Annotated in this window: 25 protein-coding genes, 1 tRNA gene and 2 pseudogenes; 14 read left to right on the top strand and 14 right to left on the bottom strand. The window is 75.5% G+C overall.

Annotated elements, in window-relative coordinates:
* Positions 1–132 (top strand): annotated as a pseudogene (locus ACI8AK_RS12800) (IS481 family transposase); the annotation flags it as partial.
* Here ACI8AK_RS12800 and ACI8AK_RS12795 read toward each other — a convergent pair.
* Positions 129–1,283 (bottom strand): acyl-CoA dehydrogenase family protein, encoded by a 1,155-nt coding sequence (locus tag ACI8AK_RS12795; protein WP_456956507.1) that lies wholly within the window; start codon positions 1,281–1,283, stop codon positions 129–131. The pseudogene ACI8AK_RS12800 and the gene ACI8AK_RS12795 sit on opposite strands and share 4 nt — an antisense overlap.
* 140 nt (positions 1,284–1,423) lie before the next feature.
* On the opposite strand from ACI8AK_RS12795, the gene ACI8AK_RS12790 reads away from it, so the two are divergent.
* Positions 1,424–2,023, top strand: coding sequence for an SACE_7040 family transcriptional regulator (locus tag ACI8AK_RS12790; protein ID WP_387985591.1), 600 nt, complete (start codon positions 1,424–1,426; stop codon positions 2,021–2,023).
* A 22-nt stretch (positions 2,024–2,045) separates the two neighbouring features.
* Here ACI8AK_RS12790 and ACI8AK_RS12785 read toward each other — a convergent pair whose 3' ends face one another.
* Positions 2,046–3,932: a hypothetical protein gene (locus ACI8AK_RS12785; protein WP_456956505.1), complete on the bottom strand. Its 1,887-nt coding sequence runs from the start codon at positions 3,930–3,932 to the stop codon at positions 2,046–2,048.
* 133 nt (positions 3,933–4,065) lie between these two features.
* Positions 4,066–5,277 carry a hypothetical protein gene (locus tag ACI8AK_RS12780; RefSeq protein WP_456956503.1) on the bottom strand — a complete coding sequence of 404 codons (1,212 nt, stop codon included), beginning with the start codon at positions 5,275–5,277 and terminating at the stop codon, positions 4,066–4,068.
* Positions 5,278–5,428: 151 nt separating this feature from the next.
* Here ACI8AK_RS12780 and orn point away from each other — a divergent pair, with 151 nt between their 5' ends.
* The 3 genes from orn (at position 5,429) to ACI8AK_RS12765 (ending at position 7,668) form a co-directional block, all read left to right on the top strand.
* Positions 5,429–6,121 carry an oligoribonuclease gene (gene orn / locus ACI8AK_RS12775; RefSeq protein ID WP_387985600.1) on the top strand — a complete coding sequence of 231 codons (693 nt, stop codon included), beginning with the start codon at positions 5,429–5,431 and terminating at the stop codon, positions 6,119–6,121.
* A gap of 57 nt (positions 6,122–6,178) precedes the next feature.
* Positions 6,179–6,254: transfer RNA gene (locus ACI8AK_RS12770), tRNA-His, on the top strand.
* Positions 6,255–6,447: 193 nt separating this feature from the next.
* Positions 6,448–7,668 carry a hypothetical protein gene (locus ACI8AK_RS12765; RefSeq protein WP_456956501.1) on the top strand — a complete coding sequence of 407 codons (1,221 nt, stop codon included), beginning with the start codon at positions 6,448–6,450 and terminating at the stop codon, positions 7,666–7,668.
* Positions 7,669–8,045: 377 nt separating this feature from the next.
* Here ACI8AK_RS12765 and ACI8AK_RS12760 read toward each other — a convergent pair whose 3' ends face one another.
* The gene (locus ACI8AK_RS12760) at positions 8,046–8,627 is read right to left on the bottom strand and encodes a hypothetical protein (RefSeq protein ID WP_456956500.1); all 582 of its coding nucleotides are present in this window, start codon (positions 8,625–8,627) and stop codon (positions 8,046–8,048) included.
* Between the two features lie 22 nt (positions 8,628–8,649).
* Here ACI8AK_RS12760 and ACI8AK_RS12755 point away from each other — a divergent pair, with 22 nt between their 5' ends.
* Positions 8,650–8,847 (top strand): hypothetical protein, encoded by a 198-nt coding sequence (locus ACI8AK_RS12755; protein WP_456956498.1) that lies wholly within the window; start codon positions 8,650–8,652, stop codon positions 8,845–8,847.
* A gap of 774 nt (positions 8,848–9,621) precedes the next feature.
* Here ACI8AK_RS12755 and ACI8AK_RS12750 read toward each other — a convergent pair.
* Positions 9,622–9,936: a hypothetical protein gene (locus ACI8AK_RS12750; RefSeq protein ID WP_456948568.1), complete on the bottom strand. Its 315-nt coding sequence runs from the start codon at positions 9,934–9,936 to the stop codon at positions 9,622–9,624.
* Between the two features lie 55 nt (positions 9,937–9,991).
* On the opposite strand from ACI8AK_RS12750, the pseudogene ACI8AK_RS12745 reads away from it, so the two are divergent.
* Positions 9,992–10,429, top strand: a pseudogene (locus ACI8AK_RS12745) (LuxR C-terminal-related transcriptional regulator); the annotation flags it as partial.
* Positions 10,430–10,510: 81 nt separating this feature from the next.
* Here ACI8AK_RS12745 and ACI8AK_RS12740 read toward each other — a convergent pair.
* Positions 10,511–11,149 carry a LuxR C-terminal-related transcriptional regulator gene (locus ACI8AK_RS12740; protein WP_456948569.1) on the bottom strand — a complete coding sequence of 213 codons (639 nt, stop codon included), beginning with the start codon at positions 11,147–11,149 and terminating at the stop codon, positions 10,511–10,513.
* A gap of 328 nt (positions 11,150–11,477) precedes the next feature.
* Between ACI8AK_RS12740 and ACI8AK_RS12735 the strand changes: the two genes are divergently transcribed.
* Both ACI8AK_RS12735 and ACI8AK_RS12730 read left to right on the top strand, forming a co-directional pair.
* The gene (locus ACI8AK_RS12735) at positions 11,478–12,440 is read left to right on the top strand and encodes an AraC family transcriptional regulator (RefSeq protein ID WP_456956496.1); all 963 of its coding nucleotides are present in this window, start codon (positions 11,478–11,480) and stop codon (positions 12,438–12,440) included.
* A 64-nt stretch (positions 12,441–12,504) separates the two neighbouring features.
* Positions 12,505–13,473 carry a helix-turn-helix transcriptional regulator gene (locus tag ACI8AK_RS12730; RefSeq protein WP_456956494.1) on the top strand — a complete coding sequence of 323 codons (969 nt, stop codon included), beginning with the start codon at positions 12,505–12,507 and terminating at the stop codon, positions 13,471–13,473.
* 411 nt (positions 13,474–13,884) lie between these two features.
* On the opposite strand, the gene ACI8AK_RS12725 is transcribed toward ACI8AK_RS12730, so the two are convergent.
* On the bottom strand, positions 13,885–14,163 hold the full coding sequence (locus tag ACI8AK_RS12725; protein ID WP_456956492.1) for a hypothetical protein: 279 nt from the start codon (positions 14,161–14,163) through the stop codon (positions 13,885–13,887).
* A 180-nt stretch (positions 14,164–14,343) separates the two neighbouring features.
* Here ACI8AK_RS12725 and ACI8AK_RS12720 point away from each other — a divergent pair, with 180 nt between their 5' ends.
* Positions 14,344–16,989 (top strand): SpoIIE family protein phosphatase, encoded by a 2,646-nt coding sequence (locus ACI8AK_RS12720; protein WP_456956491.1) that lies wholly within the window; start codon positions 14,344–14,346, stop codon positions 16,987–16,989.
* Positions 16,990–17,772: 783 nt separating this feature from the next.
* On the opposite strand, the gene ACI8AK_RS12715 is transcribed toward ACI8AK_RS12720, so the two are convergent.
* Positions 17,773–18,498: an ATP-binding protein gene (locus tag ACI8AK_RS12715; protein WP_456948574.1), complete on the bottom strand. Its 726-nt coding sequence runs from the start codon at positions 18,496–18,498 to the stop codon at positions 17,773–17,775.
* Between the two features lie 81 nt (positions 18,499–18,579).
* On the opposite strand from ACI8AK_RS12715, the gene ACI8AK_RS12710 reads away from it, so the two are divergent.
* Positions 18,580–19,542 carry a hypothetical protein gene (locus ACI8AK_RS12710; protein WP_456956489.1) on the top strand — a complete coding sequence of 321 codons (963 nt, stop codon included), beginning with the start codon at positions 18,580–18,582 and terminating at the stop codon, positions 19,540–19,542.
* A gap of 49 nt (positions 19,543–19,591) precedes the next feature.
* Here the strand turns inward: ACI8AK_RS12710 and ACI8AK_RS12705 are convergent, their stop codons facing one another.
* From ACI8AK_RS12705 to dctA, 5 genes are read right to left on the bottom strand one after another with little or no spacing between them, the layout of a single operon-like run.
* Positions 19,592–19,870, bottom strand: a complete 279-nt coding sequence (locus tag ACI8AK_RS12705; RefSeq protein ID WP_456948576.1) for a glycosyltransferase — start codon at positions 19,868–19,870, stop codon at positions 19,592–19,594.
* Positions 19,871–19,876: 6 nt separating this feature from the next.
* Positions 19,877–20,629, bottom strand: coding sequence for a glycosyltransferase (locus ACI8AK_RS12700; RefSeq protein WP_456956487.1), 753 nt, complete (start codon positions 20,627–20,629; stop codon positions 19,877–19,879).
* Entirely contained in the window at positions 20,626–20,796 is a 171-nt protein-coding gene (locus ACI8AK_RS12695; protein WP_456956485.1) for a hypothetical protein, read from the bottom strand. Before ACI8AK_RS12695 ends, ACI8AK_RS12700 begins: the two co-directional genes overlap by 4 nt.
* A gap of 47 nt (positions 20,797–20,843) precedes the next feature.
* Positions 20,844–22,028, bottom strand: coding sequence for a glycerate kinase (locus tag ACI8AK_RS12690; protein ID WP_456956483.1), 1,185 nt, complete (start codon positions 22,026–22,028; stop codon positions 20,844–20,846).
* A gap of 1 nt (position 22,029) precedes the next feature.
* Positions 22,030–23,451, bottom strand: coding sequence for a C4-dicarboxylate transporter DctA (gene dctA / locus ACI8AK_RS12685; protein ID WP_456956481.1), 1,422 nt, complete (start codon positions 23,449–23,451; stop codon positions 22,030–22,032).
* A 138-nt stretch (positions 23,452–23,589) separates the two neighbouring features.
* On the opposite strand from dctA, the gene ACI8AK_RS12680 reads away from it, so the two are divergent.
* The 3 genes from ACI8AK_RS12680 (at position 23,590) to ACI8AK_RS12670 (ending at position 26,350) form a co-directional block, all read left to right on the top strand.
* Positions 23,590–24,540 carry a LysR family transcriptional regulator gene (locus tag ACI8AK_RS12680; RefSeq protein ID WP_456948581.1) on the top strand — a complete coding sequence of 317 codons (951 nt, stop codon included), beginning with the start codon at positions 23,590–23,592 and terminating at the stop codon, positions 24,538–24,540.
* Between the two features lie 101 nt (positions 24,541–24,641).
* Positions 24,642–25,724 carry a tartrate dehydrogenase gene (locus ACI8AK_RS12675; RefSeq protein WP_456948582.1) on the top strand — a complete coding sequence of 361 codons (1,083 nt, stop codon included), beginning with the start codon at positions 24,642–24,644 and terminating at the stop codon, positions 25,722–25,724.
* Between the two features lie 245 nt (positions 25,725–25,969).
* Complete coding sequence (locus tag ACI8AK_RS12670) at positions 25,970–26,350, top strand: hypothetical protein (RefSeq protein WP_456948583.1); 381 nt, start codon at positions 25,970–25,972, stop codon at positions 26,348–26,350.
* Between the two features lie 15 nt (positions 26,351–26,365).
* Here ACI8AK_RS12670 and ACI8AK_RS12665 read toward each other — a convergent pair whose 3' ends face one another.
* Positions 26,366–26,710, bottom strand: a complete 345-nt coding sequence (locus ACI8AK_RS12665) for an ANTAR domain-containing protein (protein ID WP_456948584.1) — start codon at positions 26,708–26,710, stop codon at positions 26,366–26,368.
* Positions 26,711–26,783 lie beyond the last annotated feature (73 nt).

The raw sequence follows: 26,783 nt of genomic DNA, 5'->3' as shown, positions 1-26,783 counted from the left end.
TCAGCAGAACGCGCCGCTGCCTTGCCCGCCTGGCTACACACCTACAACCATCACCGCAGCCACACCGCGCTCGACGGACAGCCACCGATCAGCCGCACCACCGTCAGCAACGCAGCTGGGCACTACACCTAGCCGACGCCGAGGTCCCTGGCGATGAGCATCCGCTGCACCTCGCTGGTGCCCTCGCCGATCTCGAGGATCTTGGCGTCGCGGTAGAAGCGCCCGACCGGCGTCTCGTTCATGAAGCCGTAGCCGCCGTGCACCTGGGCGGCCGCGCGGGCGTTGTCCACCGCGACCTCGGAGCTGTAGAGCTTGGCGATCGAGGCCTCGCGGCGGAACGGCTCGCCGCGCAGCATCTTCTCGGCGGCGCGGTAGTAGGCCAGCCGCGCGGTGGAGGCGCGCACCTCCATGTCGGCGATCATGAACTGGACCGCCTGGTTGTGGCCGATGGGCCGGCCGAAGGCCTCGCGGGTGCCGGCGTAGCGCACCGACTCGTCCACGCACCCCTGGGCGAGGCCGGTGGCCAGCGCGGAGATGGCGACGCGTCCCTCGTCGAGGATGGAGAGGAACTGCGCGTAGCCGCGGCCGCGCTCCCCGACCAGCGAGTCCTCGGGCACCCGGCAGTCGCTGAAGGAGAGCTCGCGGGTGTCCGACGCGTTCCACCCGACCTTCGAGTACCGCGGGCCCACGGTGAGGCCGGGGGTGCCCGACGGGACGGCGATCGCGGAGATCTCCTTGCCGCCGTCGGGCCGGGTGCCGGTGACGGCGGTGACGGTGACCAGCTCGGTGAGGTCGGTGCCGGAGTTGGTGATGAAGGCCTTGGAGCCGTTGACCACCCAGTGCCCGTCCTCCAGGCGCGCGGTGGTGCGGGTGGCGCCGGCGTCGGAGCCGCCGCCGGGCTCGGTCAGGCCGAAGGCGGCCAGCGCCTCGCCCGTGCACAGCCGCGGCAGCCAGCGCTTCCGCTGCTCCTCGCTGCCGAACCGGTAGAGCGGCATCGCGCCCAGCGAGACGCCGGCCTCCAGGGTGATGGCCACCGAGCTGTCCACCCGGGCCAGCTCCTCGATGGCCACGCACAGGTCGAAGTAGGTGCCGCCCGAGCCGCCGTACTCCTCGGGGAAGGGCAGGCCGAACAGCCCGAGGTCGCCCATCTGCCGCACGATCGCGGTGGGGAACTCGTCGCGCTCGTAGAAGTCGCCGATCTGCGGGGCCACCACCTCGAGCGCGAACTCGCGGACGGTCTTCCGCAGGGCCTCGGTCTCGTCGTCGAGCCGGTAGTCCAGCACGGTGTGCTCCCTGGTGCCGGGGCGCCGGTGGGGTCCTCCCCGGGGCCCGCCTGCGGCCGCTCCGGTCGGCCGGCCGCTCCTCAGCGATGTTAACGACGGTTCACATCGGGGTCCAGACCGCGGCCGTTAGCATCCGCGGCGTGACCGCCAGCCAGCCCGACTCGGCGCTGACGGCCGACGCCGCCCGGCCCTCCCGGCGGGAGCAGATCCTGCGGGCGGCCGCGCAGCTGTTCGCCGAGCGCGGCGCGCGGGCGGTGGGCGTCGACGACGTCGGCGCCGCGGTCGGCGTGACCGGCCCGGCCATCTACCGGCACTTCGCCAGCAAGGACGCGATGCTGGCCGAGATGCTCGAGGGCATCAGCCAGCGGCTGCTGGCCGGCGGGCGTGAGCGGGTCGCCGCCGCCGGTCCCGACCCCGTCGCGCAGCTGCGGGCGCTGATCGCCTTCCAGGTGGACTTCGCGCTGGACAACCCCGCGCTGATCACCGTGCAGGACCGCGACCTCGGCTCCCTGCCGCCGGACGACGCGGCCGCGGTGCGCCGGCTGCAGCGCCGCTACGTCGAGGTGTGGGTGGAGGTGCTGGCCCGGCTGCGGCCCGAGGAGGGCACCGATGCCAGCCGGGCCCGCGCGCACGCCGTCTTCGGGCTGGTCAACTCCACCCCGCACAGCGCGGGCCGGCTGCCGCGCGCGCGGACGGCGGCGCTGCTCGCCGCGATGGCCGAGGCGGCCGCGACCGCCTGACGCGGCGTCGCCGCCGGGGCCGTCAGCCGGCGGACGGCTCGGGCATCGGTAGGCTCAGGCCGGTGCCGGCGACCAGGTCGAGGTCGGCGGTGCCGCCCTCGCCGGGACCGGTCCAGGCGGTCTCCACGATGGTGACCACCGGACCCTGGACGGCGCTGGCGTACTCGGCGCCGGACAGCTCCGCGGGCGCACCCGGGTAGGTCACGCCCTCGCGCAGCAGGTCGCTGACGTTCCCGCTGCCGTTGCGGTCGGTCAGGTCGCGCAGGGCGCGGGCGGCGACGGTGTCGCCCATGTCCACGGTGGACACCGAGACCACCACGGCCCGGCCGTCGACGTCGGTCGACCACAGCGCCCGCGCCAGGCCCGCGCAGTCGGTCCGCTCGAAGGAGTCCGCGACGTCGCCGTAGGAGTTGCCGACGCAGGTGTCGTCGACCTGCACCCGCTGCAGGACGAACTCCAGGCCGTCGAGGACCGCGCGCTCGCCCGGCTGCGGGCCGGCCTCCTGCGCCCCCGGGGAGGGAGCCGGGGTGCTCGTGCTCGGCGGGGCGGCCGCCGAGGCGTCGCCCCCGCCGCCGGTGAGGCTCACCAGCGCGACCACCGCGACGACGACCACGGCCAGCGCGGCGGCGGCGAGCAGCGCCAGCCGGCGCCGCGCGGCCGGCGAGCGGCGGCGCGGCCCCACCAGCGGGATCGGCGGGGACGGCGGGACCGGGACGGGAGCCGCGGGCGGCGCGGCCGGCGAGGTCCCGTGCCCGGCGTCGGTGTCGGCGTCGCCGAACAGCCCGCCGATGCCGCCGGTCTCGTCGGCGATGTCGGCGGGGACGGCGGGGACGGCGGGGACGGCGACCGGGGCGTCGGGGACGCCGCCCCCGGACTGGACGGCGGGCGTCTCGAAGCGCGCGGTGGCCGGGTGCGCCGGGGCGGGCACGACCGGCGGGGGCGCGACGGGGGCGGGCGCGACGGGGACAGGTGCGACGGGGACAGGTGCGACGGGGACAGGTGCGACGGGGGCGGGTGCGACCGGAGCGGCCACCCGGGCGGCCGCCGCGCGCGCCGCGGCCTCCTCGTCGGCCCGGATCGCCGCGACGGCGACGGCGGCGGCCGCGACCGGGTCGACGAGCGGGCCGGCCGGGGCGGCCGGCGGCGGGACCGCCACGGGGGCCGGCGCCGGGACCGGCGGGGCGGGCGGCGCCACGGGGGCCGCCGAGGCGGCCGAGGCGGCCATCGCCGCGGGCGCGAGCAGCTCCCGCCGGCGCAGGACGTAGGGCGAGTACGGGAAACCCTCGCCGTTGAGCTCCTCGACCGTGGGCCCGCGGCCCTCGAGGCCGAGCGCGGTCAGCGCGGCGCGGACGTCGGCGGTGGTCCACAGCCGCGGGTTGTCCACCCCGGCGTAGCGGGCGGCCCGCGAGATGCCGAGCAGCAGCGAGCGGGGTTCCAGCAGCGCGACCTGGTCGCCGTCGCCGAGGTCGCCGTCGGCCGGGACCAGGCCGGTGAGGTCGCCGGCGAGGACGGTGAGCCGGGCGATGCGGCCGGGCTCGAGCCCGGCCCGGCGGAGCCGGACCGCGGCGTCCATGCCGGCCCGCATGAGGCCGTCCAGCGGCGTCGAGCCGCCGCCGGCCAGCTGCAGCACCTCGCCGGGGCCGGCGCCCGGGCCGATGGTCCAGGAGCCCTCCGGGGTCGCGGTGACGACGCCGGACTGGCGGACCACCTCGACCACGCGCACGACGGCCAGGCCCTCGGGGACGAAGACCACGGCGTCGGACAGGCGACGCTCCATGGGGCCGTCGACGACCGGGACCGACGCCACGACGGCGCCCCGGACGGCTCCGCCGCGGTCCCAGCGGGTCAGCTCGGCGAAGAGCGCACGCTCCCCCGCCGTCTGCGGCGGCACGGGCGTCAGGGCCAGCACGTCGTCCTCCGGGGGCGGGTGGGGGTCGGGGGGAGGCCGGGCGCGCGCGAGGGCGCGGGGCGCGGCCCGGCAGCGGGGTCCGGGCGGGCGGCCACGTCCGACGTTACGTCAGGTGACGGGCCCGTCCCCCACCTCAGCGGGACGGCGCGCCGCCGGCCGGGGCGGCGGCGGCCGGGAGGCCCGGCTCGACGGGACGGCGCCAGTCGGCGAACCGGGCGCTGCGGCCGACGACGTCGACCGCCGACCACAGGACGGTGAACGCCGCGACCACGAGCGCGACCGACCACCAGGACCAGTTCCACGGCGGCAGGACCCCGGCGGCGTCCTGCAGCCGGCCGGCGGCGTAGACGACGACGGCGGTGGCCGGCGCGGCGCTCCAGCCGGGCAGTCCGCGGGTGACCGCGAGGTCGACGCAGACCGCGCCGGCCAGCAGCGCCAGCGGCAGCACCGACGGCGGGAAGCCCATCGCCACCAGCCCGGCCCACATCACCGCGCGGTAGGCCAGGTAGGTGCCGGCGACGACGGTCGCGGTCCAGCGCAGGCCGACGACCCTGCGCGCCACGACCAGCGAGAGCAGGCCGGCGCAGACCAGCCAGGCCGGGTGCACCCAGGAGGGCACCGGCAGCATGAACATCGTGGGGGTCTGGCCCTGCGAGGCGGCGAAGTCGAGCAGCTGCGGCTCGGCCGTCGTCCGCCCGGCCTCGTAGGCGCGCAGCGACAGGACGCCGTACTCCTGGTGCTGGTTGGGGAAGACGACGTTCTCGACGAAGAACAGCCACAGGCCCAGCGACACCAGCGTGCGGACCCGGCCGGGCGCGGCGTACAGCCACCAGCCGCGGATCCCGCCGGCCAGCATGATCGCCGTCCCGATGTAGAGCAGCGCGTGGCTGGGGCTCCAGCTGGTGATGTCCAGCCCGTTGACGCGGTGGTTGACGATGTCGACCGGGATGGCGACGAGGAAGGTGCCGATCCCCCACTGCATGAGCCGCAGCGCCCGGCGGTCGACGCCGTAGCCGCTGTAGCTGTGGAAGACCACCAGCGCGACGACCACCGCGGTGCCGGCGGAGTTGAGCAGGTGCGGGGGCGCCAGGTCGTCGCGCAGCCACTTGAAGTGCCAGGAGACGTCCCAGGACGAGCCGAGCATCTTGAGCAGGAAGGCCCCGAGCCAGGCGGTGTAGATCCAGCGCAGCTCGGTCTCCCCCGTCGGGCGCCCGGGCCGGCCCGGCGTCATGTACGCCAGCCACAGCCAGCGCAGCAGCGCGACGGGGTGCCGCAGCCCGGCGGCCAGCGAGCCCGGTGCCGGGGGGACCGCTCCGGCGGGAGCGGCGGGGACGGGGTGGGGCACGGGAGGACTCCCTGGTCTCGCTGACGGGATGGCCCCACCGTAACGGCGCAGGTCGCCGATGCCGACCCCTCGAGTGGCGCCGGTGTGGCGCATGGAGTAGTGGGCCGACACGCGAGGCATGCGGGACGGACGGGACGTAGGGTCGGCCGACGTGGCGGACAACGGCGGGCACCTGGTCTGGATCGACTGCGAGATGACCGGGCTGGACCTCACCCGGGACAAGCTCATCGAGGTCGCCGTCGTCGTGACCGACTCGGAGCTGCGGGTCCTCGACCCCGGCCTGGACCTGGTGATCTCCGCCGACGACGCCGACCTGGAGGACATGGCCGACGTCGTCACCGAGATGCACGCGAAGTCGGGCCTGACCGAGGCGGTGCGCGCCTCGACCCTCACCGTGGCCGAGGCCGAGCAGCAGCTGCTCGCCTACGTGAAGCGGTGGGTGCCCGAGCGGCGCACCGCTCCGCTGTGCGGCAACTCGATCGGCACCGACCGCGGCTTCCTCGCCCGCGACATGCCCGAGCTCGACGACCACCTGCACTACCGGATGGTCGACGTCAGCTCGATCAAGGAGCTGGCCCGCCGCTGGTTCCCGCGGGTCTACTTCGCCCAGCCGCCCAAGGGCCTCGCCCACCGCGCCCTGGCCGACATCGTCGAGTCGATCCGCGAGCTGGCCTACTACCGCCGGACGCTGTTCGTCGACGCCCCCGGCCCGTCGACGTCGCAGGCGCAGCGGGCCGCCGGGGAGGTCGTCGCCGGCTTCGCCGACGTGCTCTCCGCGGCCGACGCCACGCCGCCGGCCGCCCCCGCGGAGGACGACGCACCCCCGGCTGCGTCGGGGAGCTGACCGGCTCCGGTATCCTCGTCCCTGCCTCCGGCGCGGGTCCGCTGCCGGGTGCACGCGGTGGGTGTAGCTCAGCTGGTAGAGCACCAGGTTGTGATCCTGGGTGTCGCGGGTTCGAGCCCCGTCACTCACCCCACGTGAGAGGCCCTGGTCGGTTCGCTGACCAGGGCCTCTCCCGTTCCTCGGCCTCGGCTGGGGGGGCAAGATCACGCCCGCTACCCCCTCGCTGCGGGCAGATCGGGGGGGCAGTGGCGGGGCGATTGCGCACCGCAGACAGCTCCCGACGGTGCGGCCGGTCCTTCCCGACCGACCGCACGGAGCACATCCCCATGTCCCTCAAGCCCGCCAGCCCCTGGATCGAGAAGCGCGGCCGCCAGCACCGCGTGTACTGGCGCCACACGCCCGGCCGCGGCCTGCCCGCCCGCTCCTACCAGCGCTGCCACTCGCCCGCCGACGCCCAGCAGTTCATCGACATGGCCGCCTACTTCGGCCTCGACACCGCCCGCCAGGTGATGGCCACCGAGGACAAGGTGGCCCGGTGGGCGCTGCTGGACGCGGCCCTGGCCGAACGCGGCCTGGTGCCGGCCGACCCGGTGCCGCGGCCGGCACCCCAGGTGCCGCCGGCGGTGCCGGCCGGGCCGCCGCCGCTACTCGCCGCGCCGGCCGACCCCCGGCTGACCGGAGTGACCTTCGACGAGCTCTGGGCCCGCTTCCTGACCAGGATCCGCTACGTCGACGAGGGCACCCACAAGCTCTACGAGGGCTACGGCCGCAACCACCTGCTGCCGTTCTTCGGCGGCACCGGCATCGGGCTGATCCTGCGCACCCGGCCGCTGCACGCGGCCGACGCGCCGGCCGGCGCGCTCTACGTCGACGACGACTGGATGACCGGCATCCTCAAGAAGGAGCAGCGCAACAACGCCGGCCGGCCGATCGCCGGGTCGCTGCTGTCGAAGAAGGTCGTCGACAACGTGCTGACCGTCCTGGGCCAGTGCTTCGACCTGGCCGTGGTCGAGCGCCCGGCGCGGCTGGAGATCAACCGGCGAAGGAGATCCGGCTGCCCAAGCACGAACGCCGGGAGACGTTCTTCCTCGACGACGCCGCCGCCTACGCCGCGCTCCGCGGCGCGATGCACGTCCACTTCCAGCCGCTGCTGGACTTCCTGGTCGGCACCGGCGCCCGCTACGGCGAGGCCGCCGGCCTGTGGGTGCAGCACCTGCACCTGGACGCCAAGCGGCCCTACGTCGACATCCGGGCGGCGCTCAAGTGGCGCGGCAAGGCGCGCAAGCGCGGCCGGCCGAAGACCCGCTCGTCGATCCGCCGCATCCTGCTGCTGCCGCGGCTGGTCGAGGCGCTGCGGCCGCTGGTCGCCGGCAAGGGCCCCGAGGACTTCATGTTCACCATGCTCGAGGACGGCCCGCTGCACCACGGCAACTTCCACCGATGCTACAGGCAGGAGGCGGTCAAGGCCGCCGGTGGGGCGGTCCCCAAGAGGCTCGGATCCACGACCTGCGCCACACGCGACCGATCGACGTGCTGCGCCGCGGTGAGGTCGCGCCGGTGCTGTCCCTGGCCCGGCAAACCGCCGCGGACCTGCGGCACTGACCGGCGGCGCAGCCGCCACCGGCAGCCCGCATCACGTTCACCCAGATCAGCGAGGGCCGCATTGCCGCCTGCCGCACCGCCGCGTGAGCGTCGGCGCTCCCACGGAGTCTCCGGCCTCCCAGCGGCCGGGCGTGGCCCAAATCCGGCAAGACGTGGGCATGGTCAACACCGCGTCGCTGGACGGGGCCTCCATCCGGGCCCACCGGGCACAGCTGATGGACCTGGCGGCCGCCCACGGCATCCGCGCTGCGGTTCGTCGCACCGCGCGCCGGGCGGTTCCTCCGCGGAGGTCACCGCGCACCCGCTGCGCCGGGCCGCCGTCTCAGCCCGCCGTGGTGTCCGGTGTGATGGTGCCGGTGTCCCACTGGCCGGTGATGCCGTCGATCAGCCAGGGGTGGGTGCCGGCGGTGCCCGGCACCAGGTGGAAGGTCGACGTCTTGGTGATCGGGACCAGCACCGGGGCGCCGCCCTGGTTGATGTGCACGGTGGCGTGCTCGACCACGATGAGCTCGAGGTTGCCCTGATCGCTCACCTCGGCTCGCGGGTCGCCGAGGGTGTGATCGGTGACCCATGGCCCGTCACCGAACTCGAGGCCGCCGTTGCCGGGCCCCTCCATCTGGTTGAAGACCATGCTGTTGAGGTCGGTCGCCGCGTCCTCGTCCCCGGACACCGCCTTGCGCACCGTCTCCCGGAAGTCCGCCGCCATGCTCGGCGTCATGTACGCCGTGAGGCCCTCGAACACTTCCGCGGTCGGCGCCGGATCCGTCGGCATGGCGGCCTCGTTGAACGACGCCTGGTTCAGGTACTCGGCCATCTCGGCGTAGGCGGCCTGCACCTGGTCGGTACCGAACCGGTCGACCGCCGGGCCGGTGAACGACGCGGGGGCGACGGTGGCCGGCGCCACGCGGGGCGGAGCGGCGGGCGCGGTGCTGCTCGGCGCCGCGGCCGATGACGGAACCGCCGAGCTCGTGGGCGACGAAGCGCGATCGGCGGAGTCGCTGCCGCAGGCGGTGAGCGCGAGCGCTCCGGCGATCAGGACCGCGCCTCCACGGAGGCGGCGGGCGGTGTGGCTGGACATTGCGTCTCTTCTCGTGCGGGTGCGGGTCGCCGACGATCGGCGGTGATCGCCGGGAGCGTGCTCGTCCTCGGCGGTGTCGCACTCGGCCGGCGGTTCGTCGGAAGCACCATCGGCGCACAGCACGCCGCCCTGCAGCCCAACCACCCCCCAGGGGGCGGTGCGGCGTGTCCCGGGCCTGCTACAGCTCGGCAACCGGGACGGGCGGCCGGTGTACCCGGTTTCCAGTTCGCCGGTGCGGCGCTGTACCTGGCCCGCCGCCCGGCGCCTCACAGGCCGAGGACGCCGGCGAGGTCCCCGCTACGTGCGGTGGGCCCGGATGGTGACCTCGCCCGCGCCGGTCAGTCCCACCAGAACCCCACGCAGGCGACGCCGGGCGGCAGCGGCCCGGTCAGCAGCTCGGCACCCGCCCCGGTCCAGACGGGCTTGCGGGCCTTCCACGACGTCCAGGCCTCGACCACCGCACCCTCCAGGGCGCCGGGGGCCTGCGGGTTCGCCGGCCAGGCGGTGGCCAACGGTCGGCCAGGACGCGGGCCGCGGTCGGCGCCAGTTGCAGCCCGTCGAAGCGGACGTAGGCCCGGCCCCGGGCCAGCCCGCCGACCAGCCGGCCGTCGAGCAGGCCGGCCTGCTCGACCAACCAGGACATGGGCGGCTGCACGCCGTTGCACCGGACGCTGACCTGCTCGCGGAGCAGCAGCCGCAGCACCCGCGCCGACCTACGCCGACACGCCGATGACCCGGCCGATCGGCGCGAACTCCGGATCGGGGTAGGGGGCCAGGAGCGCCGCCAGCGCCGCCGCGGGTCCGCTCATCGGCGTCGCCGTCAGCGGGCACCGCCGGCCCGGCGCCGGCGGGCGGTGCCGTCCAGGTCGTCGGTCATCGCGCGGATCGCCTCGGCGCTGGGGTTGGTGTAGACCTCCAGCGACCGCAGCGAGGAGTGCCGGCTCTTCGCGCGGATGGCGGCCACGGAGTACCCGTCCTCGACGGCGTGCGAGATCCCGGCGTGCCGCAGCCGGTGCAGGGTGAACGGCGGCCCGCCCGGGTCCAGCCGCCGCCCGGGCGCGGCGAACACCCGCTCGGCCTGCCGGTAGGACAGCCGCGCCCGGCCGGTGGCCGGATCGACGTCGGCCGCGGGCATCGGCTTCGTTGGCCGGCGGACGGCGAGGAACAGCGGGCCGCCGGTCCGGTCGCCGATGACGCAGGGCAGCAGCCGGGCGGTGCCGGTGGCACCGGACGGCGACAGCCTGGTTCCCGAACAAGGGGCGGCACAGCGACGGCTTGGGCCGCGGTCATGGGTCAGCAGCGGCCGGCGGCGCGGCGCCCCTGCGCGCCGAAAGCTGTGGCGCACAACTCGACGGGCGGGCAGGGTTCTCCCCGGGCCGGTCCAGGCTCGCGGGCGTTGGGCACCGCCGGTGGCCGCGACGCTGGGCGAGGAGAGCCCGATGGTCGAGTCGACAGCGGACCCGGCGCCGCCGCGGTCGAGTCCCCGCGAGCTCGAGGTGCTCCAACGGCTGGGTGACGCGCAGTCGACCAGGCAGATCGCGGCCGGTCTCGTGCTGTCGACCAACACCGTCCGCGGCCACGTGCGCACGCTGATCCGCAAGCTCGCGGCGACCGGTCGGGGCGATGCGGTGCGCCGCGCCCGGGAGCGAGGGCTGCTGTGGCCGGGCTCCGCGCACCGCGGGCTCGACACGTGCACGGGGCCTGTCCCGTCACAGGCCGGCGACCCCATCGCCGCCGCGCACCTCGGTGGCGAGGATCGCCGCCTGGGTGCGGTTGGCCAGGTCCAGCTTCGCCAACAGCGCGGTGACGTAGTTCTTCACCGACTTGACCTCCGGACGGAGGCGCTCAGCGATCTCCCGGTTGCTGAGGCCCTCGCCGAGCAGCTGCAGCACCTGGCGCTCCCGGCCGGTGAGCAGCGCCAGCCGCTCCCGGTGACCGTCGGAGTTCGGCCCGGCCCGGGCGATCGTGGCCGCGTCGAACAGGATCTGGCCGGCGGCCACACGGCGCACCGCGGCCACCAACTCCGCGCCGCGCACGTCCTTGACCAAGCACCCGGACGCGCCGGCCCGCACGGCGGCGGCCACCGAGTCGGGACCGCCGTCCTGCCCCAGCACCAGGCAGCGCAAGCCGGGCAGCACCGCACACGGATCCGCGCACAGCGGCGCGCCGGCAACGACCGCGACGTCCGGCCGCACCGCCAGTGCGCGGCGCCGTGCCTGGTCCACCGACGCGGCCTCGCCGACCACCCGGATCTGCGGGTCGGCCGCCAGCACAACGGCCACACCGCGCCGGGTGACCTCGTGCGCGTCGACCAGGAAGATGCGGATCGCCGGCAGGTCCGATCGCACGCCCGCCCTCCCGTGGCCCCGGGGAGAGGGCGGCTGCTGTCGTTAGGGAGCCGCAACGTATCGCTACCCCCGACGCGTCGACCAGCAGTACCGCGGTGCAGCGGGTGGAACACCTCCGCATGCCCGGCCGACGTGACGCCAGGCGATCGCGTCAGGAGTCCAGCCGGGTCGACGGGGCGCCGTCGACATGCACCGGCGCTGGACGCCGCGCTGCGCTGGGGGGCGAGGGGCTTCGCACAGCGGATGTCGGCGGCTAGCGTCGGCGGGGCCGGCGCTGCCGGCGGCGGCTCAGCCACGGCCTCGGGAACGCGCACGCTGGAGGCGCGTCGTGCCGGTCGAGGTCGTCGAGTTGTCCATCCGGGAGCCGGACGTCGCCCAGGCCGTGCTCGCCGACCTCTACCGCTCGGAGCGCCCGCTCGCGTTCTCCGGCGTCCGCGGGTCGTTCACCTGCGAGCTCCGGTCGGCAACGGCCGGTCACCTGACCGCGGACCGGCTGCGGTTCACCGCGGGCATGCGCTGCGCGGTCGCTCCGCTGAGCGACCTGGTGGTGGCCAGTCCGGTGAGCGGTGGGTGCCGGTACGGGGCGGGCCGGGAGCAGGTCACCACGCGACCGGGCGTGGTGTTCCGGTGCCCGACCGGCGCGCCGTTCGTGAACGAGTGGGACGACGTGGACGTGGGCATCGTGCGGCTGCCGCTGGCGGTGGTCGAGCGGGTGGCCGAGGAGCGGCTGGGCGTGCCACCCGCCGACGTGCGGTTCGACGGGATGGGCCCGCTGTCCGAGCCGATGCGCCGGACCTGGTTGGGGCTGATGCGGTTCGTGCACCAGCAGATGGCCGATCCCGGCAGCGGGCTGGCCGAGCCGCTGATCGCCGCGCACCTGGCCGAGCTGATGGCGGCGGCCGCGCTGGCGGCGTTCCCGAACACCACCATGACCTCGGGCCACCTGCCCGGCGCCGGCACGGTGGCGCCGGCGGTGGTGCGCCGGGCGGTGGCCTTCATCGACGCGCACGCCAGCCTGCCGATCACCGTCACCGACGTCGCCCACGCCGCCGGGGTCGGCCCGCGGGCGTTGCAGCTGGCCTTCGCCCGCCACGTCGGGCTGTCCCCGATGGGCTACGCGCGGCGGGTGCGGCTGGAGGGTGCGCACCGGGAGCTGCAGGCCGCCGACCCGACCGCCGGGGACACGGTGGCGGCGATCGCGCTGCGCTGGGGGTTCGCCAAGCCCGACCGGTTCGCCGCCGCCTACCGCGCCGCCTACGGGGTGACCCCCGCCCACACCCTGCGCACGTGATGGTCCTGGGACTGATATCGCCCTGCGAGTTGACATCGCCTCACGAGCGGGAGAGGAGGGCGGCATGGGAACCGCCACACCGGGAGCACTACGGCGGCATGAGTACGCCACGTCTGACCCGGGCGAGGCGCGAGAGCTCATCGACAACCTCTTCGGCGGCCGGCTGCAGCTGAAGGCCTCCCCGGACACCAGATGGGAGGCCAGCGTCAGGATGCTGGACGCGGGTGCATTCAGCATCAGCGATGTCATGGTGCCCGCCGACCTCACGTTCGACTTGGCCGGCCAGGACGACGTCCTCATCTCCGTAGCCGTCGCCGGTGCCATCGGGTACGACCGCGGGCACGACCTCGAGCGGTACGTGCCCGGGGACGTGTTCATCGCCAATCACCCCGACACCCGAGCCGTCGCCGACAGTCATGAAGCTCGGACCCTCAGCGTCGCCCTCCCCCAGTCACTGCTCACGGACGTCGCCCGGGGCACTCCCGCCACGAACGAGCCGTGGCGGTTCACCGCCTCGCAGGCCACTCCCGGCGGAGCCGCTCGATGGCGGGCGACCACCTGGTTCGTCGACGACCTGCTCGCCGACCCCGAGGCCGCCGCCTCGCCGCTGCTGCTCGGGCCGGCCGCACGGCTGCTGGCCGCCACCGCGCTGACGATCTTGCCGAACACCGCCGTCGCACCGGCGGTGGCTACGGACCGCATCGACGCGCACCCCGGCACGCTGCGGCGCGCGCTCGACTTCATCGACTCCCACTGTGACCGCGACATCTCCGTCGCCGACATCGCCCGCGCCGCCTTCGTCACCCCGCGGGCGGTGCAACTGGCCTTCCGCCGCCATCTCGGCTGCACTCCGACCACCTACCTCCGCCAGGTCCGCCTGGCTGAGGCGCACCGGCAGCTACGCGACGCCACCCCCGGCGACGGGGTCACCGTGACCGCCGTCGCCGCCCGCTGGGGCTTCACGCCCAGCCGGTTCACCGAGCGCTACCGCGCCGCCTACGGCGTGCTGCCCAGCGCCACCCTGCGCACCTGACCCGCCGCCCGCGGCAGCCCGCAGCCGCCGGGCCTCCAGCCCCCGGCGCAGCTGCTCCGCGCGCTGCCGGCTGGCGCCGGCCTCGGCGACGAGCTCCACCGCGCAGCGCCGGGCCCGCTCGGCCGCAGCGGCGCGACGCGCAGCTACCTCCGACAGGTCGATCGGCGTCACACGCTGCGCGTGCCCCCAGCTGTCGGCCATCGCGCCCACCGGTGCCCTCGCTGCCTGCTCGTAGGGCGCCGCGTGCGGAGGGCCACCGCCTGGGCTCAGCGGGGCGCTGCTTGTCCGAGAAACCGGCCGCACGCGGCCACCTGCGGTCAGCGAACGCATCGGCCGCTGGCGGCGCCGAATGAGCGGGCACGCCGATGCGCACCGCGGGGGTGTCGGTTCGCGTGTCCGGGGACCTGCCGGTCAGTGCGCGGTGGACTCGAGCGCGTCGGCCCGCGCCCACATCCGCAGCGCCAGGCGGCGTTGCGCGTCGGCCCGCGTGCGCGCCCACGCCGCCCGATCCCGGTGCGGCCCGGCCGAGTTGGTTGTGCCGGCGACCGCGTCCGCGGCGGCCGCGACGGCGCCGTAGCTCAACGCCACGGCTGCGACCGTCGCGGCGGCCCCCCGGATCGCCTCGGCGGACTGGCGCACGGCTGCGGCCTGTCGCAGCGTGGGCGGCGAGTGCTCCGGCACCACCGTCATGGCCTGACCCTGAACGGGGGTCCGCTGGCCGGCTAGCACCGCAGGCGAAGGGGTGCGCCCGCGGATTTGCCCGCAGGCGAAGCGTCCCCTCGGCCCCCTCCCGCCGAGACGATCTTCGCGGGACACTGGGCGTCGCCCTCGGACCCGCGGGGCTCCGGTCGGTCCTCCGGAGGTGCGCAGGTGAGCATCCCCGCGGATTCGCTGCGTCAGGTGCCCGCCGAGCCGGCCGCCGCGGCCGGCGCCGGGACCGAGGAGCTGGCCCAGGCCCGGGCACTGATCGAGCACGCGCCGGACGCGATCGTGATCCTCGACGTCGACACCGGCCGCTTCATCTCGGTCAACGCCGCCGCCGAGGAGCTGTTCGGCATGGACCGCGCCGAGCTGCTGCGCGTCGGGCCGGTCCAGGTCAGCCCGCCGCGGCAACCCGACGGCCGCCCGTCGGACCAGGCGGCGGAGGCCTACGTCGAACAGGCGCTGGCCGGTGGCCGGCCGCGGTTCGAGTGGACGCACCGGCGGGCCGACGGCACGCCGGTGCCGTGCGAGATCACCCTGCTGCGGCTGCCGGCAGCCGACCGGCGGCTGGTCCGCGGCAGCATCCTGGACATCACCGAGCGGCGCGCCGCCGAGGACGCCCGCGCCGCGGCGGTCGCCGAGCAGGCCGCGCGCCAGGCCGCCGAGGCCGGCGCCGCCCGGCTGGAGGCGCTGGTCGCCGGGCTGAACGCGGTGGTGTGGCAGCGCGACCCGCACACGCTGCGGTTCACCTTCCTCAACGACCGGGTGGAGGACCTGCTCGGCTACCCGGCCGCCCGGTGGCTGGCCGAGCCCGGGCTGTGGGAGCGCCTCCTGCACCCCGACGACCGCGCCACAGCGGTGCGGCGGGTGCACCGCGCGGTCGCCGACGGCGAGGTCGACTTCTCCCTGACCTACCGGGCGCGGACCCGCGACGGGCGGTGGCTGTGGCTGCAGCACCTCGGGCACGTGGCCCGCGACGAGCACGGCCGGGCCCGCAGCCTGCACGTCGTCCTCACCGACGTCACCGCCGCCCGGCGCCGGGAGCAGGCGGCAGTGATGCTGGCCGCGGCCGGGCGAGCGCTGTCCGCCGGCGGGCCGATCGAGCAGCGGCTGGGCGCGGTGGCCGGGCGGACCCTGGGGGTGCTCGGCGAGCGCGCGGTGGTGTGGCTGGCCGACGACGACCGCTACCGGCTGGTCGCCGCCGCCCCGGCCGAGCTGGCCACCCAGGTACACGGCATGCCCGCGGTGCTGGCACCGGAGGAGCTGCGGCCGCTGATCGCCGCCGGCCGGCCGTTCGACGTCGGTCCACTCCCCGAGGCGATGCGCCGGGAAGCGCTGGCCGGCGACCCCGTCCTGGAGCGGCTGGCCGCCGCCGACCCGACTCCGCGCCGCCAGCTGGTGGTTCCGCTGCAGCACGGCGGGGAGCGGGTGGGACTGCTGACCTTCCTCACCACCGACCTCGCCCGCCGCTACGACGAGGAGGACCTGGCGCTGGCCGACGAGCTGGGCCAGCGGATCGCGGCGACGGTCGCCGCCGAACGCGTCACCGCCCGGGCGCGGCAGCTGCACGAGCTCACCGCCGCGCTCTCGGCGGCCGGCACCGTCGCCGAGGCCGCCGCGGCGCTGGCCGACGGGCTGCGCGCCGCGCTGGGCGCGTCGGTCGTCTCGGTGTGCACGCTCGACGCCGACGGGCTGCTGCACACCGTCGAGGCCCGCGGCTGTCCGCCCGAGCAGCTGGCCCGGTACGCCGCCATGCGGCTGACCGCGCCGTTCCCGATCGCCGAGCCCGCGCGCACCCGCCGGCCGGTATGGCTGGGTGACCGCGCCGCGCTGCTGGCGCGCTATCCGGGCATCGAGCGGCACCTGCAGGCCGCCACCCAGGCGGCGGCGGCGCTGCCACTGACGGCTGCCGACCGGGTGATCGGCACGCTCGGCGTGGCGTTCACGACCCGACGGCGCTTCGACGCCGCGGAGCGCGCGTTCCTGCGCGCCGTCGCCGACCAGCTCGCCGTGGCCCTGGAACGCGCCACGCTGGCCGACGTCCGCCGGGAGATGGCCGAGACCCTGCAGCGCAGCCTGCTGCCCGCCCGCGTGCCCGACGTCGCCGGGCTGCAGGTGGTCACCCGCTACCTGCCGGCGGTGCGCGGCACCGCCGCCGGCGGCGACTGGTACGACGTGCTGGCCGTCGAGGACGGCTCCGTCGCGCTCGTCGTCGGCGACGTGGTCGGGCACGGGGCGGCCGCCGCCGCGATGGGCCGGCTGTCCAGCGCGCTGCACGGCATGCTGCTGGCCGGTCGCAGCCCGGCCCGGGCCCTGGAGCTCCTCGACGGCCTCGCCGAGGAGGTCGACGGTGCCGCGCTGGCCACCGTCGTGTGCCTGCTGCTCGACTCCGCCGCCGGCCGGCTGACCTGCAGCAGCGCCGGCCATCCGCCGCCGCTGCTGGCCACCCCCGACGGGTCGGTCACCTACCTCGACGCCGGGCACGGCCCGGCACTCGCCGTGCCCGGCGCTCGGCGGCGTCCGGAGGCGGTCACCACCCTGCCCAGCGACGCGGTCCTGTTGCTCTACACCGACGGCCTCATCGAGCGGCGCGCCGACGACCTCGACGCCGGCCTGACTCGGCTCGCCACGGCCGCGACCGCCCGCCGCGGGGCACCGCTGGCCACGCTCGTCGACGGGGTGCTCGCCGACCTGGTCGACGTCGGCGGCGCCCGCGACGACATCGCGATCCTCGCCGTCCGGCAGCTCAGCCAGCGCGACGCACCTCCTCCGCAGCGTCCAGCAGCGTTCGGGCCGGCGGCCCGCGACCGGTGAGCAGCACGATGCGGCGACCCGGGAGCAGGCCGATCACCCCGCCGCGGCCGCCGCGCGGCCGAGGCCGACCTGTTCCCGGCCTCCTGCCGCCCGCCGCGAAGTCGCAGCGGCGCCGCGCCCGCTGAGGTCGTCCAACAGGTCGCTGGACTTGTCCCACAGTTGTGGGACAGGTCCCGGCCGCAGACCCACGAGGCCCTGCCAAGTGGACCGGATGGCAGGGCCTCGGTGTGCCCGCCGCAGTGCCGCACTGCCGCAACGGCGGCATGCCGCCCTGCAGGCCCGGACGACCACCCGGTCCCACCCTCCCTGCAGGTCGTGCCCCGGCGCGAACGGCCGCAACCTCGGCCGTGAGCACGTCGGCATCGTCGCGGCCACCATCTGACCGACAGCTCAGCGAGCGGATCACCGAGGCCACGGCCTTCCGCGTCCCCGACGGCACGCTGCTGGAGGCATCCACGACCTCATGACCTGGAGCAGCCTCTACGCCCGCTACCGCGCGCCGACGTCAGCCGGCCGCAACGACCCTGAGCCCGCAGCACCCAGGCGTGCTCGGGCGGCTCAGTGCCAGGCGCAACTGCGGGGCACGCCTCCATCGGCTTGTCACCGACGTCGCCGGCTCGATGAGCGGACCGGTATGCGCGCACTACCCCATGCCGCCCCGACCCGGACACCCCGCCGTGGGGATCGCGGCAAGGTACTGGGAGGTGTCCCGGCCGCGGTCCCGATGAACCAGCCCGCCTCAGCGGGCCGGACCGTCGACAGCTTCGCGTCTTCCGGCCCGGTTCAGCGGGCGGAGTACCGGCCCACCGGGGCGGCCGGTCGGCGGCTCCTCGGACCGGAGGCGTGGGGCGTGACGAGACTCGTCGAGCGGGCCTGCACGGCCGTCGTCCGGGCGCTCCCGGCGGCGGCGCGGTAGGCGTGGGCCTGCTCCAGTCTGCCCGCGACGGCGGCGTCCGCCGCCAGCCGCTGCCGGGTTGCCGCGATCCGGGCCTCGGTGGCGGCTAGGCAGGCGACCAGGTCCCGGGCGCGTACGGTGGCCGCCCGGATGCGCTGCGGTGGCGGCGGCTGGGGCGGCGGCCGGTAGGCGATGTCCGCCCACACGGTCTTGCGGTCCCCGTCCACGGTCCAGCCGTGCGCGCGGCTGAGCCGGGCGACCAGGCCCAGGCCCATGCCGCCGAGCGCGGCGTCGCGGTCGATCGCCGGGGTCGGCGGCCGCGCGGCCGCACTGTCGCTGACCTCCAGCAGCCAGCCGACTCCCGCCGCGGTAACGGTCACGTCCACCGGCGGCCGGCCGTGGCGCAGGCCGTTGGAGGCCAGCTCCTCGACCGCGAGCAGCAGCCGCCCGCCGTCGTCGGCCCCGGCGGGCAGGACACCGTCGGTGAGTGCGGTGCGCAGCCGGCGCCGCATGCCGGTCAGCTCGGCGGCGGTGCCCGGGCGGCCCTGCCACACCGCGGTCAGGCGAGGTCCCGGCGCCGGCGGCGGTCGCTGCGCCCACGAAGGCTGGTCCATCTGCTCCACCCGGAGAGCGGCACGCTCCCGCTCGATCCGGGGAGGTGAGCTGGGCACCTGCCCGTCGGACCGGCCGGACCCGTGCTGTCAGAGTTCCGTCCGCACCTCGGCCTACCCGCCGCGCCATGCCTCCATGCGGCGCCGCACTGGCCCTTGTCCGCGGGTCTGTGCCGGGGGCAGGCTCGGTGCGTGGACGGGTCCGACGAGCGGGCCGCCGACCAGCGCGGGCCGGACGGGCAGGACCGCCGGGAGCAGCGGCGCCGTCGCGCCGAGCGGGCCGCCGAGCGGCTCCGGCAGGACGTCCGGCGGCTGCAGGAGCGAATGGGCCGGGGCGCCGAGGCGATCGCCGGCACCGAGAGCGGTGTAGCCGCCACCCAGCTCACCCTGGCCGAACGGGCTCTGCGGGAGGCCCGCCTCCAGGACGCGCAAGGCCTGCTGAGCGAGGCCGCGGCGGCGCTGCGAGCCGTCGAGCACGAACGCCTGCGGGCGGAGCGCTGGCCGGGCGACCCGACGCCCGATCCCACGGCCGCAGCGGGCGCCGGGCAGCGGCGGACCGCGGCCGACCGCGCCCTGGACGATGCGGCCCGGCGGCGGGAGCGAGCCGCCCACCACCGGCATGAAGCGGCCCTGCGCCGCGAGACGGCGGCCCAGCTGCGCGACGAGGTGGCCGCCGAGCGAGACCGGCAGGCCGCGGAACGGGCCGTGGCCGCCGAGCGCCGGGAGGCGGCCGCTGACGAGCGCCGTGCCGAACACAGGCGGTGGACGGGCCCGCCGACCGCGTCGGCCGGCGGTAGGCCTCCTGGGGAGGGCGAGGAGCAGCGGGCCATCGACATCGAGGTCGAGGCGAGCTACCGCGGATGGATCGAGGACGACCGGGCACGGGCCGCGGGCGACCGAGCGGCCGACACGGCCGACCGCCGCGCGGCCGAGCAGGACCGGCTCGCGGCGCAACAGGACCGCGAGGCCGCCCGCGCCGACCGCGAGCAGGACAGCCGGGACCAGGCGGCAGCCACGGCGGACCGCGAACGGAGAGACGGCAGATAACGGCCAGAACCTGTCCTGCGCGGATCCGAGCAGGACTGCGCAAGGCAGCTCAGGGCGTGGACGAAGTGGCCATGGTCTCGATGAGGTCGCCGGCCCTACGGGCACCGCCGGCCGCGTCGAACTTCTTCGCCAGCCGCTGCGCGGTCTGCCGCATCCTCGGATCGGCCAGGACCCGGTCGACCGCTGCCCGGATCCGCGCGGGCCGGGGGTGGCCGGTGCGCAGGTCCACACCGACCCCGCTCCAGCCAACCCGCCTGGCGACCTCGGGCTTGTCCAGGTCGGCACCGGTCACCACCAGCGGCACGCTGGCGGCGACGGCGGCCAGCACGCTGCTTCAGCCACCGTTGCTGACCATCACGTCGACGTGCGGCAGCAAGAGGTGGTACGGGATGAAGGGTGCGACGCGGACGTTGGGCGGCAGCGAGCGGAGTGACCCGGCGGCGTCCCGGCCGGTGGTGGCCACGACCAGCGCATCGCTGCCGGCCAGAGCGGCGATGGTGGGCCGGATGAGATCGTCGGGATCGACGTGGAGAGTGCCCTGAGCGACGTGGACGACCGGGCGGCCCTCGACTCGCGCGCATGCCACCTCGTTCCACCACGGCGGGAGATCGGCGTCGGTCCCCGGCGCGGGCTCGGGCGCCAGACGGCCCAAGTAGTGGACGTAGGGCGGCAGGTCCGGCCGCGGGTAGTCGAAGCCCGGGACGCCCTGGGCGAGCACCAGGCGGGTGGAGAACAGCCCATCGAGGCCCGACACCGCGGCACGGCCGAGCCCGACCTGGGCGCGGACGTCGGTGATGATCGGGTCCAGGACACGGCGGAGGACGGTGCCGACCAGCGGCCGGAGGACGGCGTCGCGCGCACGTCCGGCGGCGGTGCGGGCCGGAAGCAGCCGAGTGCCCGGTGGGGGCAGGTGCCGACTGGTGAGCACCAGCGGGAGGACGGCGACCGTGGCCAGCGGGAGACCCAGCTTCTCGGCGATCAGCGACCCGCCGACCGACATCTGGTCGCTGACGATCGCGTCGAACCTCTCCCGCCCGTGCAGGGCGAGCAGGTCCCGGGTCTGCCCAACGCCGCTGCGCAGGATCACGTGCTCACCGTTGGCCCGGCCAGCCCGAGCGCCTCTGCCGTCGCCGACCTGGGGAAGGTGGCGGCCGGGTCAGCGTCGTCGTGGTCCGGCGCCTGCCGCCACGGCTCCCAGCTCGCGCCGACGGCGGTGAACCGCGGCGCGTACTTGACGCCGGTGTAGGTGACCACATCGTGGCGGCGGCGGACCAGTTCCGGCCCGGGACCGGTCGGCCCGGTCAGGCGCCGACGGTGGACGCCGGCGGGTGGGCGCGGCTGGCACCCCGACGCCCGGCGGCGGCACGGGAACGGACCTGCCGGCCGATGAGTTCACCCGCGACCGCGGCCAGGCGCCTCGAGAGCTCGGCGTCCCGCCTCGGGTCCCCGTCGGTCAGCTCGCCGAGCGCCACCACCTGGTCGAGCCCGAGTCGCCGTCGCTCGTCGGGGGTCAGCAGCGACTGCCCGACGACGGCGGAAACGGGGCGCGGCGCCGATCGTGTCGCGACGACGGCGGGCAGCTTTCCGGCCAGGGTCTGCCCGTCCATGCGGCCCTCGCCGGTGACGACGGCGGCGCAGTCGGCGACCGCGGCGTCGAAGCCGAGGAGGTCCAGGAAGAACTCCGCGCCGGCGACGCGCCGGGCGCCGAGCCACCGGCAGGCGAAGCCGAGACCGCCCGCCGCACCAGCACCGGGTTCGTCCGCGAGGTCCCCTCCGCCGTCGGCCGCTCGAAACCGGGAGGTGTCCAGCAGACCGACGAGGTGCCGCAGGCCGACCTCGAGCTCGCGGACCTGGTCCGGGGTGGCACCCTTCTGCGGGCCGAACACGGCCGCGGCACCCTCGGCGCCGAGCAGCGGGTTGGTCACGTCGGTGGCTACGACGAGCTCGACGGCCTCCAGGTCGCAGATTCCCGACGGGTCGATCTCGGCGATCTGCGTCAGCGATCCCCCCGTCGGCTCGACGTCACGTCCTGCGTCGTCCCGGAACCGGACGCCGAGAGCGGCGAGCAGTCCCGCGCCGCCGTCGGTGCTGGCGCTGCCGCCCAGGCAGAGGACGATGCGTCGTGCTCCCGCCTCGAGCGCCGCGAGCACCGCCTGCCCGAATCCGTAGCTGGACGCGGTCATCGGGGCCGGTTCCCCGGGCGCAAGCGTGGTCAGTCCGCAGGTGTTGGCGACCTCGACGACCGCGGTGCTGCCGTCGAACGCGAACTCGGTGGTGTGCCGGCGTCCGTCGGCGCCGCGCACGGACACCGGGCGGGGAGCGGAGCCGGCGTACAGAGCGGCGGCCACGCTGCCGTCACCGCCGTCGGCCAGCGGCAGGAGCCTCGAGGCGACACCGGCCGCCTCCAGGCCCTGCCCGATGGCCGTCGCCACCTCAAGGGCGGTGAGGGAACCCTTGAACTTGTCCGGAGCCACGAGCACGCGCATGTCAGGCCCTCGCCACCACAGGAACGGGGACGGCGACGACGCCGGGAACCGGCGGCGGCTCGGCTGATGCGGCGGCGTCGTCGGTGTCCACGGTCTCTGCCGGTACCTCGTCGATCTCGTGCAGCGGCGGAACGTCGTCACCGCGCAGGACCCGGCGGGCGCGGTCGCGGTCCAGCGTCCTGTCCCAGGCGGCGATGAAGAGGGTGGCCACGGCGTTGCCGCAGAAGTTCACCAGCGCCCGGCACTCGGACATGAACTTGTCGATGCCGAAGACGAGCATGATGCCCGCCGCCGGGATGGTGCCGACGGTGGACAGGGTCGCGGTCAGCGCGATGAAGCCGCCGCCGGCGACGCCGGCCGCGCCCTTCGACGTCAGCAGCATGACCGCGAGCAGGCCCAGCTGCTCGGTGATCGACAGGTCGGTGTTGGTGGCCTGGGCGATGTACAGGGCGGCCAGGGACAGGTAGATGGCGGCGCCGTCGAGGTTGAAGGAGTAGCCGGTCGGCACCACCAGGCCGACGGTGGACTTCTCCACGCCGGCGTGCTCCATCTTCTTCATCAGCCCGGGCAGGGCCGGCTCGGCGGTGGAGGTGCCGAGGATGAGCAGGAGCTCCTCCCGCAGGTACCGCAGCAGATGGAAGAGGTTCAGCCGCAGGTAGGCCATCACCCCGCCCAGCACGACGAAGACGAACAGCGCCGAGGTGACGTAGAACAGCGCGATGAGCGAGCCGAGGCTGGTCAGCGTCTCCAGGCCGTACTCGCCGATGGCGTAGGCCATCGCCCCGAACGCGCCCAGCGGGGCCGCCTTCATGATGAACGCGAGCACCTTGAACACCACCGCGGTCAGCCGCTGGACGCCGGACAGCACCGGGGCGCCGACCGCGCCGACCGCGTTGAGCGCCACGCCGAAGACCACGGCCATGAAGATGATCTGCAGGATCTCGCCCTCGACGAAGGGGGCGACGGCGCTCTCCGGCAGCACGCGCAGCAGGAAGTCCCACCAGTGCTGCTCCTGCCCGGCCTCCACGAGCGAGCCGACGTCCTCGGTCGGTTGCAGCGTGCTGACGTCGGCGTTCACGCCGTCACCCAGGCGGAAGAAGTTGATGGCGACCAGTCCGGCGACCATCGCCAGGATGGTGCCGATCTGGAAGTAGGTCAGCGCCTTGATCCCGGTCAGGCCGACCTTCTTCAGGTCCGCGACGCTGGCGATGCCGCCGACGATGGTGAGGAAGACGATGGGGCCGATCAGCATCTTCATCAGCCCCACGAACGCGGTGCCGATGGGCTCCATCGCGACCCCGACGCCGGGCCAGGCGGCGCCGACGACGACGCCGAGCACGATGGCGACGAGGACGTAGAAGTACAGCTGCCGGTACCAGCGCTTCTTCTCGGCCGGTGGCGTGTGCGCGTGGGACAGGTCCATTGGGGACACCTCGGTCCTTCACTGCCGGAGGGGTGGACGGGGTAGCCGCCACGGTGGGTGACTCCGGCCACACCGGTCCAAGACGCGTTCGCTACCGCACCGGTAGGTTCGGCCTATCGGTCCGCAGGAGGTGACGCGGTGGACGTCCGGCAGCTGACCTACTTCCTCGCCGTCGTCGAGACCATGAACTTCGGCCGCGCCGCGGAGCAGCTGTACATCGCGCAGCCCTCGCTGTCCCAGGCGATCGGGACGCTCGAGCGGGAGCTCGGCGTGCCGCTGTTCCACCGGGTGGGCCGCGGCATCGTGCTCAGCGACGCCGGAGCCCAGCTGGTCGAACCGGCTCGCCAGGTGGTCCGTGACCTGGAGGCCGCCCGGGCCGCGGCGCAGTCCGTCCGTGGGTTGCAGCGCGGCCGGGTCGAGCTCGTCGCGATGCCTAGTCCCGGCATGGAGCCGTTGTCGACCCTGATCCGCGACTTCACCGCCGCCCATCCGGCGATGACGGTCACGGCCGACGCGGCGTTCACCCCCGAGGAGGTGGTCCAGGCGGTCAGGACCGGCCGGGCCGAGCTCGGGCTGCTCGGCGCGGCCTCGCCTCCGCACCCCGGTGGCCTGCGTGTCCTGCTGATCGAGGACCAGCCCCTGGTCCTGGTCTCCCCGCCGGAGGACGGTGCGCCGCCGGAGCACGGGGACCGCGGGCCGATGGGGGAACCGGCCGTGCGCACGGTGGACCGTGCGGCCCTCGCCGGGACGCGACTGATCGTCAGCAGGCACGGCAGCCTCGTGCGGGGGCTGGTGGACGACGTCCTGGCCGGCGGCGTCGATGCGCGCATCGTCGTCGAGGTCGAGCACCGGACCTCGATCATGCCTCTGGTGCTCGCCGGTGTGGGACACGCGGTCCTGCCGTCGTCCTGGACGCCGCTGGCGCAGCGGTCGGGCGCACTGGTCCGGCGGATCGAGCCCGCCGTCCTGCTGCGGATCGCGCTCGTCTCCCGGACGGGCACCCTCACGCCGGCCGCCCAGGCCTTCGTCACGTGCGTCGAGCAGTACGTGTCCGACGCGGAGGCGGGCATGGGCCCCGCGGATCGATAGGCCCGGGCTATCCGAAGGATCGACAACGCGTCTTGGACGGGCAGCGACGTGACCCCGTTCACTCGGGAGCGACCGCAGCAGTCGTCCCCACGGAGACCGTCATGACCGCCCAGCGCACGTTCCGCATCGCCGCCATCCCCGCCGACGGAGTCGGTGTCGAGGTCGTCGCGGCCGGCCGCGCCGTCCTCGACGCCCTCGCCGGGGCCTCGAACGGCCGCTTCACCTTCAACTGGCAGGAGTTCCCCTGGGGCGCGGACTACTACGCCCGGCACGGCCGGATGATGGACGAGGACGGCCTCGACCAGCTCGAGGACTTCGACGCCATCTACTTCGGCGCCGTCGGCTGGCCGACCGTCCCCGACCACGTCAGCCTGTGGGGCCTGCGCCTCAGGATCTGTCAGAACTTCGACCAGTGGGCCAACGTCCGCCCCGTCGAGTTCCTCCCCGGCATCCAGAGCCCGCTCCGCAAGGCCGACACGACCGACCTGAGCTGGGTCGTCGTCCGGGAGAACTCCGAGGGCGAGTACGCCGGCTTCGGCGGCCGCAACTTCGCCGGCCGCGACGACCGCGGGGAGGTCGCCGTCCAGTCCGCGGTGTTCACCGAGGTGGGCTGCGAGCGGATCATCCGGTTCGCCTTCGACCTGGCCCGCACCCGGCCCCGCAAGAAGGTCTCCAGCGTCACCAAGAGCAACGCCCAGCAGTACGGCATGGTGCTCTGGGACGACGTGTTCAAGCGCGTCGCCACCGAGTACCCGGACGTGGAGACCGAGAGCGTGCTGGTCGACGCGATGGCCGCCAAGTTCGTCCTGCGCCCCGAGGACCTCTCCGTCGTCGTCGCGTCCAACCTCAACGCCGACATCCTCTCCGACCTCGGCAGCGCCCTCGCCGGCAGCCTCGGCCTGGCGGCCAGCGCCAACCTCAACCCGGAGCGGCGCTTCCCCTCGATGTTCGAGCCGGTCCACGGCTCCGCGCCCGACATCGCCGGCCAGGGGATCTGCAACCCCGTCGGCGCCATCGGCAGCGCGGCGCTGATGCTCGAGCACCTCGGCCTGCACGACGAGGCCAAGGCCGTCCAGCACGCCATCGAGGTCACCTCGGGCAAGGGCATCCGCACCCGCGACGTCGGCGGGACCGCCGGCACGGAGGACGTCACCGCGGCCGTCATCGACCACCTGTCCCTCTGACCGTCCCACCCGGAGCAGCCCCCGGCCCGCGCGCGGGTCCGGGGCTGCTCCACGTGCTCCGCACCTGCCGGGTCACCGGGCCCGCACACCGGCCCCACCCGCGGGTTCCGGCCCCGTGACCCACCCTGCGCGCAGCGGCTCCGCCCGGGTTCCCAGGCCGGGGCCTCCGCCGTTCTGGGGGGTGCGGAGGTGCCGCGGACGGGCCAGGATGGGTCCCAGCGCCCCGTCGAGCCGAGGAGGGACGCGTGCCGGACACCACTCCCCCCGGGACGGGACGCCGCCACCCCGGCGCGCGCGACCCCGTCACCGGCGGCTGGGACCGCGACGACGCGGCCGCCGAGCGGGACGCCGACGCCCGCGAGCGTGACCGCGACGCCGAGGACCGCGACGCGCGCGCCGTCGAGCGCATGACGGCCGCCGGGCACCGGCACGCGACCGCCGGCGGGGACAGGGCGGCCGACCGGGACGCCGCCCGCGCCGACCGCGACGCCCAGGAGGCCGACCGCAAGGCCGCGGCCCGTGACCGGTCGGCGGCCGCCGCCGACCGGGACGCGGCGGCCCGCGACCGGGTCGTCGCCCGGGCGGACCGGGAGCAGGCCGCGGTCGACCGGGCCCAGGACCGCTGAGTGCGCGCGGGGCGGTCAGTCCACCGTCCCCGTGCGGATGACCTCCTCGGCCACCTGGCGCAGCTTGACGTTGCGGTGGCTGCTGGCGGTCCTGAGCAGGCCGAACGCGGCCTCCTCGTCGACCTTGCGCAGCGCCATGAGGATGCCGATCGCCATGCCGATGCGCCGGTTCGACTCCAGGGCGGTGTGCAGGTGGGCCATCTGCTCGTCGGCGACGAGCAGGTTCTTCTCCATGCGGGCGACCTGGTCGGCGGCCCGCTGCAGGGCGGCGGCGACGGCCGCCGAGGTGTCGCCGCGCGAGGGACGCGACCGGCCGTCGGCGCCGGCGCGCGGGCGCTCCGCGGGGAGGTGGTCGACCACAGGTGGTCTCCGTGGCGTGGGCCGGGGGGCCGAGGTACCGGGTGCCCGAGGTTGGACACCTGGTGCTCCCCTG

This window comes from Geodermatophilus sp. SYSU D00867 (assembly GCF_054050315.1).
The sequence above is the reverse complement of the archived record's forward strand: the minus strand, read 5'-3'. Positions and strand labels throughout refer to the sequence as shown.

Coding starts and splice junctions, on each gene's coding strand:
- ACI8AK_RS12725 (WP_456956492.1), bottom strand. CDS start 14,163: ATGACGGTGGTGCCGGAGCACTCGCCGCCCACGCTGCGACAGGCCGCA.
- ACI8AK_RS12750 (WP_456948568.1), bottom strand. CDS start 9,936: ATGCCCGCGGCCGACGTCGATCCGGCCACCGGCCGGGCGCGGCTGTCC.
- ACI8AK_RS12730 (WP_456956494.1), top strand. CDS start 12,505: ATGGGAACCGCCACACCGGGAGCACTACGGCGGCATGAGTACGCCACG.
- ACI8AK_RS12715 (WP_456948574.1), bottom strand. CDS start 18,498: ATGGACCAGCCTTCGTGGGCGCAGCGACCGCCGCCGGCGCCGGGACCT.
- ACI8AK_RS12690 (WP_456956483.1), bottom strand. CDS start 22,028: ATGCGCGTGCTCGTGGCTCCGGACAAGTTCAAGGGTTCCCTCACCGCC.
- dctA (WP_456956481.1), bottom strand. CDS start 23,451: ATGGACCTGTCCCACGCGCACACGCCACCGGCCGAGAAGAAGCGCTGG.
- ACI8AK_RS12675 (WP_456948582.1), top strand. CDS start 24,642: ATGACCGCCCAGCGCACGTTCCGCATCGCCGCCATCCCCGCCGACGGA.
- ACI8AK_RS12765 (WP_456956501.1), top strand. CDS start 6,448: ATGTCCCTCAAGCCCGCCAGCCCCTGGATCGAGAAGCGCGGCCGCCAG.